At 71.0% G+C, this 13657-nt stretch carries 13 protein-coding genes and 1 riboswitch; of the genes, 8 read left to right on the plus strand and 5 right to left on the minus strand.

Features of this window, described 5'->3' with window-relative positions:
• Positions 1-33: 33 nt before the first annotated feature.
• The 3 genes from JOE46_RS13130 to JOE46_RS13140 are packed head-to-tail and all read right to left on the minus strand — an operon-like array spanning position 34 to position 4401.
• The gene (locus JOE46_RS13130) at positions 34-597 is read right to left on the minus strand and encodes a phosphatase PAP2 family protein (protein ID WP_209927509.1); all 564 of its coding nucleotides are present in this window, start codon (positions 595-597) and stop codon (positions 34-36) included.
• A complete protein-coding gene (locus tag JOE46_RS13135; RefSeq protein WP_374102920.1) occupies positions 587-3487 on the minus strand; it encodes a sacsin N-terminal ATP-binding-like domain-containing protein in 2901 nt (966 codons plus the stop codon). The genes JOE46_RS13130 and JOE46_RS13135 overlap by 11 nt, the downstream gene beginning before the upstream one ends.
• 29 nt (positions 3488-3516) lie before the next feature.
• Complete coding sequence (locus JOE46_RS13140) at positions 3517-4401, minus strand: DUF3027 domain-containing protein (protein ID WP_257017837.1); 885 nt, start codon at positions 4399-4401, stop codon at positions 3517-3519.
• Between the two features lie 59 nt (positions 4402-4460).
• On the opposite strand from JOE46_RS13140, the gene JOE46_RS13145 reads away from it, so the two are divergent.
• Genes JOE46_RS13145 through JOE46_RS13155 form a run of 3 tightly spaced genes read left to right on the plus strand, consistent with a single transcriptional unit; the run spans position 4461 to position 7469 of the window.
• Entirely contained in the window at positions 4461-5261 is an 801-nt protein-coding gene (locus tag JOE46_RS13145) for a glutaminyl-peptide cyclotransferase (RefSeq protein ID WP_209927511.1), read from the plus strand.
• Between the two features lie 58 nt (positions 5262-5319).
• On the plus strand, positions 5320-6990 hold the full coding sequence (locus JOE46_RS13150) for an MFS transporter (RefSeq protein ID WP_097214224.1): 1671 nt from the start codon (positions 5320-5322) through the stop codon (positions 6988-6990).
• Entirely contained in the window at positions 6987-7469 is a 483-nt protein-coding gene (locus JOE46_RS13155; RefSeq protein ID WP_077042755.1) for a DUF2771 domain-containing protein, read from the plus strand. Before JOE46_RS13150 ends, JOE46_RS13155 begins: the two co-directional genes overlap by 4 nt.
• A 67-nt stretch (positions 7470-7536) precedes the next feature.
• On the opposite strand, the gene JOE46_RS26775 is transcribed toward JOE46_RS13155, so the two are convergent.
• The gene (locus tag JOE46_RS26775; protein ID WP_097214255.1) at positions 7537-7950 is read right to left on the minus strand and encodes a cold-shock protein; all 414 of its coding nucleotides are present in this window, start codon (positions 7948-7950) and stop codon (positions 7537-7539) included.
• Between the two features lie 122 nt (positions 7951-8072).
• On the opposite strand from JOE46_RS26775, the gene JOE46_RS13165 reads away from it, so the two are divergent.
• From JOE46_RS13165 to JOE46_RS13180, 4 genes are all read left to right on the plus strand, one after another.
• A complete protein-coding gene (locus JOE46_RS13165) occupies positions 8073-8300 on the plus strand; it encodes a hypothetical protein (RefSeq protein ID WP_097214223.1) in 228 nt (75 codons plus the stop codon).
• Positions 8297-8704 (plus strand): YccF domain-containing protein, encoded by a 408-nt coding sequence (locus JOE46_RS13170; protein WP_097214222.1) that lies wholly within the window; start codon positions 8297-8299, stop codon positions 8702-8704. Before JOE46_RS13165 ends, JOE46_RS13170 begins: the two co-directional genes overlap by 4 nt.
• Entirely contained in the window at positions 8701-10011 is a 1311-nt protein-coding gene (locus tag JOE46_RS13175) for a glycosyltransferase 87 family protein (RefSeq protein WP_097214221.1), read from the plus strand. Before JOE46_RS13170 ends, JOE46_RS13175 begins: the two co-directional genes overlap by 4 nt.
• Positions 10012-10179: 168 nt before the next feature.
• Positions 10180-10384, plus strand: a riboswitch (cyclic di-AMP (ydaO/yuaA leader).
• Between the two features lie 5 nt (positions 10385-10389).
• A complete protein-coding gene (locus tag JOE46_RS13180; protein WP_097214220.1) occupies positions 10390-11004 on the plus strand; it encodes a transglycosylase family protein in 615 nt (204 codons plus the stop codon).
• A 67-nt stretch (positions 11005-11071) separates the two neighbouring features.
• On the opposite strand, the gene JOE46_RS26480 is transcribed toward JOE46_RS13180, so the two are convergent.
• A complete protein-coding gene (locus JOE46_RS26480) occupies positions 11072-11266 on the minus strand; it encodes a hypothetical protein (protein WP_072751546.1) in 195 nt (64 codons plus the stop codon).
• Between the two features lie 60 nt (positions 11267-11326).
• On the opposite strand from JOE46_RS26480, the gene JOE46_RS13185 reads away from it, so the two are divergent.
• Positions 11327-13639, plus strand: coding sequence for a helicase-associated domain-containing protein (locus JOE46_RS13185; protein ID WP_209927513.1), 2313 nt, complete (start codon positions 11327-11329; stop codon positions 13637-13639).
• Positions 13640-13657 lie beyond the last annotated feature (18 nt).

A 13657-nucleotide genomic window follows, 5' to 3' on the forward strand; every position in this document is an offset into this window, starting at 1 on the left:
GTGACCGCAAAGCTGGACGATCGTCCAAAGCGGTCACCTTAGGGAAGACGGCGCTCCATTGGCAGAGTTTCGCGAAGATTTAACAATCGCCCAGATCCACAGACCCGCCCAGGCGGCGCCGAAGAGCCAGCCCGCGATCACGTCCGTGAGCCAGTGCGCGCCCAGGTAGACCCGGGAGAGCCCGACCGCCAGCGTCCACAGGCCCAGCCCCACGAACACAATGGGGGTGTTCCAGCGTGGCCCGCCGATCCGGACGATCACCGCCGCAACGACGCACACCAGGATCGACGACATCATCGCGTGCCCGGACGGGAACGAATGGGTCAGCTCGACCACCAACCGTGCCGGCTCCGGCGGCCGTTCCCGGCCGAACGCGAGCTTGAGCAGGGACATCACCAGCTGGCCGGTGAACATCGCGCCTCCGACCAGCAGCGCCTCCGGTCGATGCCGTCGCGCCAGCAGGGCGAGCACGATCACCGAGGTGATCACCCACGAGGCCACCGTGCCACCCAGATTCGTGATCGCCGTGACGACGTCGGTGAGCCAGGGTGTGCGGATCCCGACCATGAAATCCAGCACCGTCTGGTCAATCGGCATCCGGCCGGCCCCTTTCGAGATCCTGTCGCTCCGCAGGCTCCGCTCCGGGACATGGTCGCTCCGCGGGCTCCGCTCCGGGACATGGTCGCTCCGCAGGCTCCGCTCCGGGACATGGTCGCTCCGCAGGCTCCGCTCCAGCCAGCAACCCGCGCTCCGTGCAGTGCGTCCGCCCCTCCTCGTCCACCCACCACGGCAGTTCGACGTCGCCCCGCACCGCCCCGCTCAGCCGAACGGTCAGGCGGTCGTGCACCACCAGGGTGCCCTCGGGCAAGGGCAGTCCAAGCGCGATGTGGGCGAGCACCGCGGCGGGCTCGCGGTCCCAGGCGCTGACGCGGCGGCCTGCGCCGAGCACCTCGCCGCGAATCGCCTCGGACGCGGGTGGCAGGTCGAGCAGCTCGGCCAGCCCGGCCGCGCTCGGCAGATCACCGACCACCAGGAGCTCCGACGGCACGGCCGCCGCCAGCCAGGGCCGGTCCAGCACGACGGCCTCGGCCGGGTCGGCCAGCTGCCCGGACAGCGTCCGGACCGCCGCGGGCGGCGAGAGCTCGTCGAGGTCGAGGATCCCCGACGCAGTCGCCTCCGCCAGCAGCCGGTGCGTTCGCGCCACCACAGCGGGGCCCGGGTCCCGGTCGCGGTCGGCGAGCCGGTCCAGCAGCAATTCCGCCATCTCGACACCGTCGACCCGGTCGGCGGCCACGACCCCCGACAACGCCGCGGCGTCCGGGTGCTCGAACACGTCGAGCAGCCCCTCAAAGGTGTGATCGTCGGGCCGGCGCATCGACCCCAGCCGGACCCCACCCAGGCGCGCGTGCCTGCGCAACCACCAGGCGGTGTACCCGATCCGATCCGAGAGCAGCGCCGCGGTCGCGGGCTCACCGGCCAGCAGGCCGAGCGCCTCCGGCCAGGCGCAGGAGTCCACGAGGTCGAGGTCACGGACGGCGAGCAGCACCTCCGGATCCTCCTCGAGTGTCGACCACCAGGCGTCCTCGTCATCGAGGTCCTGCTCGGGTCCGGTCGGCAGGTCCGCCCGGAGCACGGTGAATCCCCAGCCGACCCCGACTCCGCGCAGCGCTGCCTCGCCGAACCGCTCGACCAACTTCGGCGACACCGTCCCGAACGGCGAGTCCGCCGCCAGCACGCGGGCGAGCGGCGCGCCCGGCAGCAGCAACTCGTCCGCGGCGCGCAGCATTCCGTCCTCATCCGGCAGGGGCAGTTGGCCGAGCCAGCCGGGCAGGTCACCCGCCGCGGCGGCGACCGCGGACAGCGACAGCACCGGTTCAGCGAGTTCGCTTGCGGCGGTGGGATCGTCGAGATCAATGTCCTCGATCGCCGACCGCAGGGCGGGGTCGGCGAGAACGTCGAGCGCGGATGCGCTGCCCGCCCCGAGCCTGCCGAGCAGCCGGTGGGCGGCATCGGGATGCACCAGCCGGATCCAATGGACCCCGTGTGCGTCGATGCCGTGACCGAGCGCCCCGAGGTCGTGGCCGAGCACGACGGTTCGCGGGCCGGTCACCGTGCGACCGTCCGTCAGCGGCACCGGGATGGCGGCCAGCTCTTCCGCGGCGACCGAATCCACGACCAGCGGCTCCAGCGCCACGTAAAGCCTTCCCCACCAACCCGGTTCGCGATGGATCCCGGCGAGCAGCTCGGTCAGGTGCGCCAGCCCGATGCGGTGCACCCCGACGGCGGACAGCGCCTGGGCCTCGCGCTCGGTGGACAGCGCGGGACCGAGCAGCCCGGGGATCACGTCCTGCAGCAGATCGGCGAGCTCCGCCGTCAGCCCCGGCAGCACGACGGCGGATCCCGGCACCAGCGCCATGCCGTCGGCGCCCGGCAGCCAGGCGTTGCCGGTCAGCTCCCGCAGTACCGCCTCGCGCAGCACCGCATCCACCTCACCGCGCGCGAACCCGGGCAGTGGGACCAGCCGCAGTCGTTGCGACTCAGGAAGCGCCGCAACGAAATCGGCATATCCGTCGGCCAGGTGCTCGAGGGCGGCACCCGGCATCAGCCGTCTGCGGTCGGGCTGCAGCGCCGCGTCCGCGATCAGGATCGCAGGCAGCGACAGTTCCTCGTCCGACCGGGTCGGCGCGCGCAGCACATCGGCGGAGACCGGGCGGACCCGTCCGTCGCTGACCGGCACCGCCCAGCGCGCGGACGGGGCCGCCGAGTACTGCCACCAGGTGCGCTCGCCGACCGACGGGAGCGGAGCGACCTGAACCCGGAGCTCGGTCAGCCCGTCGGCGAGCGGCCGCTCGGATCGGGTGAACGTCTGGTCGGCGAGCTCGATCGACGCCAGCGCCGGCAGCTCCAGCAGCAGGTCGGGGGCGTCCTCGGCCAGTTGCCGCAGCAACTCCTCCCCGTCCACGCCCGGTCGCAGCGCCAGCACCACCTCCGAGTCGAAACCGGCGGCGGGCGCCGCGTCGGTGGGCCACACCAACCGCAGTACGGGCACGCCCCGCTCGGGTTCGTCCAAGCCGGCGGCGCGGAGTTCGTCGCGGGTCCGCTCGGCGGAGAAGACGATCGAGCCGGTCTGGGACCGCACCTCGACCTCGTCGCTCACCGACAGCACGGCGGTGAATCCGACCCCGAACCTGCCGACCACCGGCCCGCCGTCGGTGTCCTTACCCGAGACCCGCAGCGCGGACAGGGCCTGTACCCCCGCCTGATCGAGGGGGACGCCGGTGTTCGCGACGTGCAGTCGGGTGCCGTCGAGCGTGATCCGCATCGCCCCCGGCACCCCGGCCCTTGCGGCGGCGTCCGCGGCGTTCTGGGCCAGCTCGGTCAGCAATCGGTCGCGGTATCCCGCGGCCGCGAGGTCGGCCTCGGTTGCGGCATCCTCGCGGAGCCTGGTCGGCGAGGAACGCCACGCGAGCAGCGTCGATTCCCTCAGCGCATCGGCGCCGAAGGGATCGGCGACCGTCAGTCCGTCGATGCCGGTTCCCCGGCGGCGTCGGAGGTCGGTGCCTCGTCCGCGGGCGCCTCGGCTGCGGGCACCTCGTCCGCGGGCACCTCGTCCGTGACTGCCCCGGCTGCGGGTGCCTCCACCTTCGGTTCCGGCAGCGCGACCATTTCCACCGCGCCGTCGTCGTAGGCGTCGAACTGCGGGCTACCCGCGCCGGTGGGCAGCGTGGTGTCCGAGTGGGCGCCGCAGCCGTACTCGGCGTACACGACGTGACCGTCGGCGGCCATCTCGTTGCCACACACCCCGAACGCCACCTTCAGCGAACCGGACAGCGGCAGGTAGAACCCGCACAGCTCGCAGGTGGACGGCGCGGCCTTCGCCATCTCGGAGTCGGGACCGTAGTCGCCCTCGCGCCAACGCTCCGCGGCGTCCAGCCGGCCCTCGAGACTCATGACCTGCTTGCGGCCGAGGCCGACCTCGAGCGCCACCTCGTCGACCGCGGGGTCGCCGGTCGCCACGTAGCCGGGCACCAGCCGCGGGTCGCTCGGCAGCGGGGCCAGCAGGTCGCCCGGCGAGAGGTCGCCGGGGCGGATCCGCTCGTCCCACGGAAGCCAGTCGGGCGCGGTCAGCGCGTCAGGACCGGGCAGCAGGGCCAGCTCACTGACGGTCGCCCGATCGGACTCCGGGTCGGCCGCGAGAACCACCGCCCACTGCCAGCCGCGGTAACCGGGCAGCTGCGCGGAGAACCGATGGGTGGCGGCGCACTCGCCCTCGGAGGTGACGCCCAGATGTGCACCGACTTCCCCCTCGCCGAGGTCGATCAACGCCTGACGGGCCAGGTCCACAGCATCGGCGAGGACGGGGCGCACGGGGGCAAGCTCGGGGGCAGATTGGGCACTCACACCCCCATTTTGCCGTATCGCAGCAAATCACCGGCGCAACGGGCTGCAATGCTGGTCCGATGACCGGGCGACGGCTACCCCAGATCGCGGCCGCTGTGGCCGCCTTGATGCTCACCGGCTGCACCAACGCGGCCACGAATTCCGGCACGGAACCGGACGCGGACCGCGTCGAGCGACTTCGCGTCGAGGTCGTGGGCGAGCGGCCACACGACCGGGGGGCCTTCACCCAGGGCCTCGAGGTCTCGGACGGCGAACTGCTCGAGGGCACCGGCATGGCCGGACGGTCGGACATGCGGGCCGCCTCGTTGGAAACCGGCGTGGAGCGGCTCCGGGTGCCGGTGCCCGAGCAGATGTTCGGCGAGGGCATCACCGTCGCGGGCGACACCGTCTGGCAGATCACCTGGCGCGACGGCGTGGCGATCGCGCGCGACCGCGACACTCTCGCCGAGCGCTCCCGCACGAGCTACGAGGGCGAGGGCTGGGGCCTGTGCGCGCAGTCGGACCGCCTCCTGATGAGCGACGGCTCGGACACCCTCACCTTCCGCGACCCGGTCACCTTCGAGCCGCGTGGCACCGGGGCGGTCACGCTCGACGGGCAACCGCAGGACCGACTGAACGAACTCGAATGCGTCGGGGACACAGCGGTTTACGCGAACGTGTGGCAGACCCAGCAGATCGTGCGGATCGACCCGGACTCCGGCCGGATCACCGCGGTGATCGACGCGTCGGGCCTGCTCACGGACGAGGAGAGCCGCTCGGTGGACGTGCTCAACGGGATCGCGGAAGTGCCGGGCACCGACCGATTCCTGATCACGGGCAAGTACTACCCACGCCTGTTCGAGGTCCGCTTCGTGCCCTGACAGCCGCGACGGGCGAGGCGTGTGGTCCTTTGTCGCCCATCTAGGACAGAATTGACCCGTGACCGGACCACGCGTGCCCAACGATCCCGACGGGAGTCGGGCATCCGACGACCTCGGACCGGGCCAGGGCCATCCGGGATTCGAGAACTATCCGCCGACGCGCCGGACCTCGGCCCGCCGCGCGCCGCTGCCCCCGCTGCATCCCGTGGGTGACACCCGACAGGGTTCCTCCGGTGAAACCCGGCAGGGCTCCTCGAGTGAAACCCGGCAAGGTTCCTCGCCGAAGCCGCCACCGATTCCCCGCAAGCTCACCGTCACCCGGGTGGCGGCGATGCGCAGCCGTGAACTGACGAACAGGGGCATCGCCACCTTCCACCGGGCGGCCAAGGCCGACGGCGCCGAGAAGTCGGGACTGACCGCGCTGACCTATGCGGTGATGGCGAACTTCGCCACCGACGCCGCCATCGCGGTCGCGTTGGCGAACACACTGTTCTTCTCGGCCGCCACCGGCGAGGACAAGACCAAGGTCGCGCTGTACCTGCTGATCACCATCGCCCCGTTCGCGGTCATCGCCCCGCTGATCGGCCCGATGCTCGACCGACTGCAGCACGGCCGACGGCTCGCGCTTGCATCCTCGTTCGCGCTGCGCACCGTGCTGGCGGTCGTGCTGGTCTTCAACTTCGACAGCTGGGGCCTGTATCCGGCCGCGCTCGCGATGATGGTGCTGAGCAAGTCCTTCTCGGTGCTCAAGAGCGCCGTCACCCCGCGCGTGCTGCCGCCGGAGATCGACCTGGTCCGGGTGAACTCCCGACTGACGGTCTTCGGACTGATCGGCGGCACCATCGGCGCGGGGGCGGTGGCAGGAGCGCTCGCGCTCATCGTCAGGTCGTCCTCGGGGCCGTTGTGGTTCGCCGCCGCGGTCGCCGCACTCGGCGCGTACCTGAGCATGCGGATCCCGGCATGGGTGGAGGTCACGGAGGGCGAGGTGCCCGCCACCCTGACCTATCACGGCGACGACGCGCGCACCGAGCCGATCGGCAAGGACGCGGGCGAGGCGGCGAAGGCGAGCAAGCGGCGCCAGCCGCTCGGCCGCGCAGTCATCACGGGTCTGTGGGGTAACAGCACGATCCGGGTGCTGACAGGGTTCCTGACGCTCTACATCGCCTTCGTCGCGAAGTCCCGCACCGAGCACGAGCCGATGGCGCAGGCCGCGATGCTGGCCCTGGTGGGCGCCGCGGCCGCGATCGGCAACTTCGCGGGCAACGCCACCGGCGCGCGGCTCAAGCTCGGCAGACCGTCGGTGATCGTGCTGCGCTGCACGGCCGCCGTCACCGCGATCGCGATCATCGCCGCCCTCACCGACAGCCTGCTCACCGCGGCGCTGGCCACCCTGGTCGCGTCGGGCGCGAGCGCGCTGGCCAAGGTGTCGCTGGACGCCTCGCTGCAACACGACCTGCCCGAGGAGTCCATCGCCTCCGGCTTCGGGCGCTCGGAGACCGTCCTGCAGCTGAGCTGGGTCATCGGCGGGGCGCTCGGCGTGCTGCTGCCCACCGAGTACTGGATCGGATTCTCCGTGGTGTCGGTGCTGCTCGTGCTCGGCCTTGTCCAGACCTTCCTCACCTACCGGGGTTCGACGCTGCTCCCCGGCCTCGGTGGCAAACGCCCGAATGTGGCCAACCAGGAGATCACTCGACCGATCTCCGCGAACGCAGGGAACCGAACGTCGTGACCAAGACAAAGAAGATCGTCCTCATAGGGACCCTGGGGCTGCTGATCGCGCTCGCCGGGTTCGCGGCCGTCGTCACCGCGCTGGTGCGGGGCGCGGACGAGGAGCCGCCGACGGTCACCGCGTTCGCGGGCGGCAAGTCCCTCGTGGTGGAGCCGACCCAGTACTGCAACCTCTATCTGGAGGACTGCGTGGAGAGCCCCGTCGCCGAGCTCCAGGTCCCCCGCGGCAAGCCCCTGCAGATCTCCCTGCCCGGCGACATCGCCGACGGGCTGTGGCGAGTGGTGATGGTCTACCAGCTCGACGACGGCCGGGTGGGCGTCGACGAGCGATACCACTCGCCGGGCGAGTCCCTCGCGATCACCGTCGAGACCCCGGAGGGCATGCAGCTCAACGGCATCGAGATCCAGCAGCCGTCGGCCGTGGTCAACGAGCAGGGCCTGCCGTTGGTGCACGCGACGTGGGCCATCAAGACCGCCTGATCGGGTACAGCAACGCCGAGGGGCACCGTCGCGTGACGGTGCCCCTCGGCGTTGGTGTCGGGTGCGGCTAGCTGTCGAGCTCGCGGGCGACGGCGCGCACGACCTCGGAGATGCGCTGCGCGGTCTTGCGGTCCGGGTACTTGCCCTTGCGCAGGTCGGGCTGCACCTTGGCCTCGAGCAGGGTGATCATGTCCTCGACCATGCCGTGCAGCTCGTCGGGCGTGTGCTTGCGCACGGTGTCGTCCTTGCGGGCTCCACCGCCCTGCCGGATCGACGGCGCCGGATCGAGCACCTTGAGGCTCAGCGCCTGCGGACCACGACGTCCCGCGGCCATCCCGAACTCGACGCGCTGGCCCGCCTTCAGGCCCTCGACACCGTCGGGCAGCGCAGACGAACGGACGTAGACGTCCTCCCCCTCTTCCTGGGAGAGGAAGCCGAAGCCCTTTTCAACGTCGTACCACTTGACCTTGCCGGTAGGCACTGCGTTCACCTGCTCATCTACATAAATGAACGCGCCCCACCGTTTGCGGGACGCGATGGACCGAAGTCTACCCCCGCGTGCCCCTCCCGAGCACCGGGGTTTGCGGGGGATACGGTTGGAAGGTGGTCAGCCAATCCTCTCCCCGCGGCAACGGTCTCTTCCGTGCCGCACTCCTGTTCTTCTTCGTCGGCGTCCTCGCCATCGTTGCGATCTTCGTGGTGGCTGCGACCGGCCACGAGCCGGGACTGGCGCTGTACCTGATCGCCCTTGCCTGCCCGATCGGGTTCCTGCTCGGCATTGCTTTCGCGCTGCGGTCCGGCCGCCGCGTTCGAAGAGAGGGAAACCAATGAGAATCCTGCTCAACATCATCTGGCTGATCTTCGGCGGACTCTGGCTCGCGCTCGGCTACTTCGTCGCGGGCATCATCTGCTGCATCCTGATCATCACCATCCCGTTCGGGATCGCGTCGTTCCGGATCGGTGTCTACGCGCTGTGGCCGTTCGGCAAGACCGTCGTCGAGCGCCCGACGTCGGGGATCGGCTCGTTGATCGGCAACGTGATCTGGCTGATCGTGGCCGGCATCTGGCTCGCCATCGGCCACGTGGTGAGCGCGATCGCGATGGCGATCACGATCATCGGGATCCCGCTCGCCATCGCGAACCTGAAGATGATCCCGATCTCGCTGATGCCGCTCGGCAAGGAGATCGTGGACGTCGGTGCGGCGCCCACGTCGTCAACGAGCTTCCCGGCATGACCCCGCCGCCCCGCGCCACCCCGGCCGCGGGGCGCGCACTCCCCTCTCACCCGCTGTTCCTCGGCTCACTCGGTGCCCTTGCCCTCGCCGTGATCGTGGCGCACGACCGGGTGGTGCCGATGGGATACCCGCTGTGGGGCCTGTTCCAGAACGGCCTCGACCTGCTGGTCTACCGCAGCGGCGGCGCCACCGTTCTGCGGTCGGACGGGCTCTACGACCACGCACTGCACGGCGGCATGTGGTTCACCTATCCGCCGTTCTCGGCCGTCCTGTTCGCCCCGCTCAACGCCGTCTCGGCGGAGCTCACCACCCTCCTCGGATACCTCGCGAACTTCGGGATCCTCTACGCCGTCGTCCTGCTGTGCTGGCGGCAACTCGGGTACCGGACGGATCGCCGGCTGTACGTGGCGACCGGGCTGATGGCGGTCATCTTCACCTGGCTCGAGCCGGTCCGCACCACGATCTGGCTGGGCCAGATCAATCTGCTGTTGATGCTGTTGATCGTGTGGGATCTCGGGCGTCCCGAGGGCAGCAGGCTGCGCGGGATCGGCGTCGGGATCGCGACCGGGATCAAGCTGACGCCCGGCCTGTTCATCGTCGAACTGCTCGTCACCAGGCAGTGGCGCGCGGCGGCGACCGCGATCGCCGGGTTCCTCGCGACCGTCGCCGTCGGGTTCGTGGTGATCTTCTCGGACTCGTGGTCCTACTGGACCGCGGTGATCCTGCACTCGACGCGAATCGGCGAGACCGCGTGGCCCGCCAACCAGTCCGCCGCCGGGGTACTGGCCCGCTGGCTGGACGTCGCGGACCCGCCGCTGATGCTGTGGGCGCTCTTCGCGGCCGCACTGACCGCTCTCGGGCTCGGCGCCTCCTGGCTGGCGCACAAGCGCGGACAGGCGCTGCTGGCCACCACCATGTGCGGGTTGACCTCCGCGGCGGTCTCGCCGTTCTCCTGGGGCCACCACTGGGTGTGGTTCGTGCCATTGCTGGTCCTGGCTATGCACCGCGCGCTCGGCGCCGGGCGGGCGACCGCCTGGCTACTGCCCGCGGCACTAGCGCTGCCCCTGCTCTGCTGGACCCATGAGTTCCCGGACAGCGTGCAGGCGATCGGCCTGTTCATGGTCCCCACCTCCGATGCGCTGGCTCCGTTCTTCGCCGCGGTGTATCCGCTGATGTTCGTCGTCATCGCCGTCGCCACGCTGATCGCGCTGCGGCCGCGCCGGGGCCAGGGACCGCGACTGCGCCGTGCGGAGCCCGAGGTCAGCGCCGATCGAAACTGTGATCTACCTCACATCACGGTAACATAACAGGACGGTCTCGGGCCGAGGCGACCCAATCTGACCTGCGAATACGTCGGAATTTTCGGGCGAAACGCCGAAAGAATCGAAATTTAGGTAACAGATGACTACACGGCCTCGGCCACGTACGGTCATCTGCGGCCGGAGAAGTTCGGCCAGATCCGATCCGCCGCGCCAAACCTCGTCCCGCGGAACCGGATTCCTACGAATTACCCAGGGACGAGGACGGGGGACCCACGTCCCCAGTGGACACCGAGGAAATCGCGCAAGCGAATTCCTCTTGGGGTGAAGCCAGACCCGCACCATCCAGGAGCGGCGAGGCCGGGCGACCTCTCAGCCCGAACCCGACAGCTGACCTCGCAGGCGCGTGAGGAGAGGAAAACCCGCATGAGCACTGGACGCCACCGCAAGCCCACGAACACCCGCCGCAACGCAGCCAAGGTCGTCGTGACCGGCGCAGTGTTGGGCGCAGCCGGCGCGGCCTTCGCGGCCCCGGCCAACGCAGCCCCCGATTCCGACTGGGACCGCCTCGCGCAGTGTGAAGCAGGCGGCAACTGGGGCATCAACACCGGCAACGGCTACCAGGGTGGACTGCAGTTCTCCCCCAGCACCTGGAACGCCCACGGTGGTGGCCAGTACGCCGCGACCGCCAACCAGGCCACCCGTGAGCAGCAGATCGCGGTCGCCGAGAAGGTCCTCGCCTCGCAGGGTTGGGGCGCCTGGCCGTCCTGCTCCTCGAGCCTCGGCCTGACCAGCGGCTCGACCCCGCGCTCCGCCCCCGCCGCCGAGGTTGCCCCCGCGGCCGAGCTGCCCGCCGTGACCAGCCTCCCGACCACCGACGGCGCCGCCGACGTGCTCGACAGCCTCGACAGCGCCCTCGAGGCGGTCCAGGCCAAGGGCGTCGCGCTCGATCCGCAGATCGAGGCGCTCTTCGAGCAGGCCAAGCTGAACCCCCAGGTCATCGACTTCCTGAAGGCCAACTCGGGTCTCCTGCCCCGCTGAGACCCCCCTTCACGTGAAAGGCCCCGCACCTACGAGGTGCGGGGCCTTTCGCGTTCGGTATCCGAGGTCAGCGATTGATGACCGTGTGCGGGTGGGTGTAGGGCAGTTCAGAAACGGGGAGAGGGAACTCGGTGTCCTCCCCGAACGGGGACAGCCCACCGGAGCGGCTCGACGAGAGCTCTGTGACGGCATGATCGCCATCCTGGAGTTCCGGCGCCGGCCAGCCTGGATCTACGTATCGCTTGCTCGAATTGTTAGCCACAGTCCCATTTTGGCAGGAGCTCGCGCCGTGGTACACCCCAGGTCTCTAATCTGATAGTTGATGACCGATACCGAAGGTGCTGCCCCGGCCGCCGAATCACCTCACGGCACCGCCGTGCCCGACAGCCTGCTCGCCTGGCTGACCGCAAGGACCGATGCGGAGCTGGCCGAACTGCTCAGGCTGCGCCCGGATCTCGCGGTGCCGCCACCGGCGAACCTGGCGGTCCTTGCGGCCCGCGCCGAACAGCGCGCATCGGTGCTTCGGGTCGCCGACGACCTGAACGTCCTCGAACTCACCGTGATCGGCGTGCTCTCGCTCGAACGCGGAGCGGAGGTCGGGGTCCGGCGCGAGGTCCTCGCGGAGGCGCTCGCCGGACGGGCGCCGGTCAAGACCGTCGACCGGGCACTGAAGGCACTGCGGGCCCGGGCACTGGTCTGGGGCACGCAGGTGCTGCGGGTCGTCGCGACCGCGAACGACGCCGTCACCTGGCGGGTCGACCGGCCACAGGAGCCGATGTCCGCCGCGCAGGTCATCGCGGGCCTGGCGACCGTGACCGATGCCGAGCGCAGGCTGCTCGAGACCCTGGCCACCAGCTCGCCGATCGGCCGCACCCGCGACGCCGCGCCCGGCACCCCACCCGACCGGCCCGTCCAGCGACTGCTGTCGCTCGGCCTGCTGACCTGGGTGGACGAGCAGACCGTCGAGCTGCCCCATCAGGTCGGCCAGGCGCTGCGCGGCGAGACGATCACCGACCCGATGGCCCTGACCCCGCCGCCGATCCGCACCAACAAGCAGAAGATCGCGGACGTGAACGCGATCGCGGCGGGCGAGGCGCTCGAACTGATCCGGCACTGCGAGGACCTGATCGCGGCCCTCGGGGACCAGCCCGCACCGACCCTCAAGGCGGGCGGGCTCGGGGTCCGCGAGACCAGGCGCCTTGCGAAGGCGGCGGGCGTCGACGAGAACCGGGTGAGCCTGATCGTGGAGCTGCTGTCCGCGGCCGGCCTGATCGCGAGCGGGGCCCCCGACCCGGCTCCGGCCGCCGACACCGGCGACGACTACTGGGCACCGACGGTCGCCGCGGATGCCTGGCTCAACACCGGCACCGCCCAGCGGTGGTACACCCTCGCCCACGGCTGGCTGGAGATGCCGCGCAGGCCATGGGTGATCGGGCTGCGTGATCCCAACGACAAGGCGATCGCCGCACTGTCCGAGGAGGTGCGCGCATCCGGCGCCCCCCGCGACCGCAAATTCGTGCTCGAGCTGCTCGGCGAGCTCGCGCCGGGGCAGGGCGCGACCACGTCCGAGCTCGCCGCGCTGGTCGCGTGGCGGCGCCCGCGCTGGTCCGGCCGGTTCGGTGCGGGGGCCGTCGAACACACCGTCGCCGAGGCGGCCGCGGTCGGGCTGATCGGCCGCGGCGCGCTCGCGTCACCTGGCCGAGGACTGCTACACGGGGCCACCGCGGAGGCGGTGGTCGCCGAGATGACGGCGAGCCTGCCCGCCCCCATCGACTACGTCCTGGTGCAGGCGGACCTGACGGTGATGGCTCCCGGCCCGCTCATCCCGGAGCTCCAGGAGCAAATCACCCTGGTCGCGGACATCGAATCGGCGGGCGCGGCCACCATGTACCGGATCCGGGAGGACAGCGTGCGGCGGGCGCTCGACGCCGGGAAGAGCGCCGCGGAGCTGCACGCGCTGTTCGAGAAGCGCTCGAAGACGCCGGTGCCGCAGGCCCTGACGTACCTCATCGACGATGTCGCGCGCAGGCACGGCCAGCTGCGGGCGGGGGTGGCGTCCTCGTTCATCCGCTGTGAGGACCCGGCGCTGCTCGCCGAGGTGCTGGCCTCCGCGGTGGCCGAGCAGCTGGCGCTGCGTGCCCTTGCCCCGACCGTCGCGATCTCGCAGGCGCCGCTGGGCGAGGTGCTCGACCAGCTCCGGTCGGCCGGGTTCGCGCCGGCGGGTGAGGACTCCTCCGGCGCGATCGTGGACCTGCGACCGCGCGGTGCCCGGGTGCCGCGACGCCGGACGCGTCCTGCGCTGCGGATGCCCGCGGTACCCACCGACGACCAGCTCGGGTCCCTCGTCAGCCAGCTGCGGGCCGGCCAGCGGGCCGCAACCGCCCCGCGCGGTCAGGGCGTGCGTTCGGACGGCAGCCGGGCGGGCGGCGCCGCGACGATGGCACTGCTGCAGCTGGCGGCGAAGGTGCGGCGCAGCGTGGCGATCGGTTATGTGGACGCGCAGGGCGTCGCGACGGAGCGCGTCGTCGATCCGATCAGCGTCGGTGGTGGTCAGCTCGATGCACTGGACCCGGACACCGGGGCGGTCCGCCGATTCACCCTGCACCGGATCACCTCGGTGAACCTCCTCGACTGATTCCGGGCCGCGCGGGCA

This window comes from Rhodococcus sp. PvR099 (assembly GCF_017833315.1).
In the GTDB taxonomy this organism is placed as follows: domain Bacteria; phylum Actinomycetota; class Actinomycetes; order Mycobacteriales; family Mycobacteriaceae; genus Rhodococcus_G; species Rhodococcus_G oryzae.